Raw genomic sequence first — 2691 nt, 5'->3', positions numbered from 1 at the left:
TGGCTCATGCTCCGCTCGTGGCGACGGCGCGAGGTGCGCGACGAGACCCTCGCCGCCTACCCGCCGCCGCCCACGCTCGGCCCCGCGACGCTCGAGGTCGAGGCCCTCTACGTGGCCACGACCCCGGAGGGGCAGCCGCTCGAGCGGCTCGCCGTCGAGGGCCTGGCGTTCCGCGGTTCGGCGCGCGTCGAGGTGCACCCGCCCGGGGTGCTCCTCCGGATCGCCGGCGAGCCGTCGAGCTTCATCCCGTCGGAGGCCATCGCGTCCGCCGGGACCGCGACCTACGCGATCGATCGCGGGGTCGAGCCCGAGGGCCTCGTCGCCCTCACCTGGATCGTCGACGACCGGTCGGAGCCCGAGGTCCCGACCCGGGTCGACAGCTACCTTCGGTGTCGGTACCCGGGCGATTCCGCCCGGCTGGTCGCCGCCGTGAACGAGATCGCTGCGGCGCCCGAGGCGCCCCAGCCGCAAGCAGAGGAAGAGAGCGAGGCCTCGGATGACTGAGACCCCGACCCCGGTCGACGAGCAGGCCACCGCCGCCGCCGACCTCGACCGTGCCGTGCTCGTGCTGGAGGACGGCACGCGCTACGAGGGGCGCGCCTACGGCGCCCGCGGCCGCACGCTCGGCGAAGCCGTCTTCGCGACGGGGATGACCGGCTACCAGGAGACGCTGACCGACCCGTCCTACGCGGGCCAGATCGTGCTGATGACCGCGCCCCACATCGGCAACACCGGCATGAACGACGAGGACATGGAATCCTCGCGCATCTGGGTCGCCGGCTACGTCGTGCGCGATCCCTCCCGAGTCGTGTCGAACTTCCGCTCCCAGCGGAGCCTCGACGACGACCTCGCCGACGCGGGCGTCGTCGGCATCAGCGGCATCGACACGCGTGCCGTGACCCGGCACATCCGCTCGCTCGGCGCGATGCGCGCAGGGGTCTTCTCGGGCGAGGAGGCCTTCCTCACCCCGGGGGAGCAGCTCGACTTCGTGCAGTCCGGCGAGCAGATGGCCGGCCGCAACCTCTCCGGCGCGGTCTCCACCGCCGAGCGCTACACGCTGCCCGCGACGGGGGAGCGCGTCGGTTCGGTCGCCGTGCTCGATCTCGGCGTCAAGACCTCGACCCTGAACTACCTGGCCGAGCGCGGGTTCGACGTGCACGTGCTCCCGCAGGCCGTGACGCCCGACGAGGTGCTCGCCCTCGAGCCCGACGCGCTGTTCTTCTCGAACGGCCCCGGCGACCCGAGCGCCTCGGACCGTCACGTCGAGCTGCTCCGCAGCGCGCTGCGCGCCGGACTGCCCTACTTCGGCATCTGCTTCGGCAACCAGCTGCTCGGCCGCGCGCTCGGGTTCGACACCTACAAGCTCCCGTTCGGGCACCGCGGCATCAACCAGCCCGTGCTCGACCGCGCCACGGGTCGCGTCGAGATCACCGCGCACAACCACGGCTTCGCCGTCGACGCCCCCACCGACGCGATCAGCGAGTCCAGCGAGGGCTTCGGCCGGGTCGAGGTCAGCCACGTCGGACTGAACGACGACGTCGTGGAGGGCCTGAACTGCCTGGACATCCCCGCGTTCTCGGTGCAGTACCACCCCGAGTCGGCGGCCGGCCCGCACGACGCCAACTACCTCTTCGACCGCTTCCGCGACATGGTGATCGCCGCGAAGCAGAACGATTCCAGCCAGGAGGCCGGCGAGTAATGCCCAAGCGCGACGACATCAACTCCGTCCTCGTCATCGGGTCCGGCCCGATCGTCATCGGCCAGGCCGCCGAGTTCGACTACTCGGGCACCCAGGCGTGCCGGGTCCTGCGTGCCGAGGGCGTGCGCGTCATCCTCGTGAACCCGAACCCGGCCACGATCATGACCGACCCCGACTTCGCCGACGCGACCTACGTCGAGCCGATCACCCCTGAGGTGATCGAGTCGATCATCGTCAAGGAGAAGCCGGACGCCGTGCTCCCGACGCTCGGCGGCCAGACCGCGCTGAACGCCGCGATCGCCCTGCACGACGCCGGCATCCTCGACAAGCACGGCGTCGAGCTCATCGGGGCCAAGGTCGACGCCATCCGCAAGGGCGAGGACCGGCAGCTCTTCAAGGACCTCGTCATCGAGGCCGGCGCCGACGTCGCCCGCTCGCACGTCGCGACGACGCTGGAGCAGGCCAAGGAGTTCGCGCTCGACCTCGGCTACCCGCTCGTGGTCCGCCCATCGTTCACGATGGGCGGGCTCGGCTCGGGCTTCGCCTACACCGAGGAGGACCTCGTCCGGATCGTGACGCAGGGCCTGCACGACTCGCCGACCACCGAGGTGCTCCTCGAGGAGTCGATCCTCGGCTGGAAGGAGTACGAGCTCGAGCTCATGCGCGACACCGCCGACAACACGGTCGTCGTCTGCTCGATCGAGAACGTCGACCCCGTCGGCGTGCACACGGGCGACTCGATCACGGTCGCGCCCGCGCTCACCCTGACCGACCGCGAGTACCAGAAGCTGCGCGACATCGGCATCGACATCATCCGCGCCGTCGGCGTCGACACCGGCGGCTGCAACATCCAGTTCGCCGTCGACCCCGCCGACGGGCGCATCATCGTCATCGAGATGAATCCGCGCGTCTCGCGGTCGTCGGCGCTCGCGTCGAAGGCCACGGGCTTCCCGATCGCGAAGATCGCCGCGAAGCTCGCGATCGGCTACCGC

At 71.0% G+C, this 2691-nt stretch carries 3 protein-coding genes; all 3 read left to right on the top strand.

Going from position 1 to position 2691, the window contains the following annotated elements; genetic code table 11:
• Positions 1 to 504 (top strand): PH-like domain-containing protein (locus ABME01_RS15595; protein WP_353829346.1); only part of this gene is annotated, 504 nt, incomplete at its 5' end.
• Positions 497 to 1699: a glutamine-hydrolyzing carbamoyl-phosphate synthase small subunit gene (gene carA / locus ABME01_RS15590; protein WP_353829345.1), complete on the top strand. Its 1203-nt coding sequence runs from the start codon at positions 497 to 499 to the stop codon at positions 1697 to 1699. The genes ABME01_RS15595 and carA, both read left to right, overlap by 8 nt.
• A partial coding sequence (carB, locus tag ABME01_RS15585) for a carbamoyl-phosphate synthase large subunit (protein ID WP_353829344.1) occupies positions 1699 to 2691 on the top strand: 993 nt, incomplete at its 3' end. The genes carA and carB, both read left to right, overlap by 1 nt.

It is taken from the genome of Agromyces litoreus, from assembly GCF_040496015.1.
Classification (GTDB): Bacteria; Actinomycetota; Actinomycetes; order Actinomycetales; family Microbacteriaceae; genus Agromyces; species Agromyces litoreus.
This window is presented reverse-complemented; position numbering and strand designations above follow the sequence as displayed.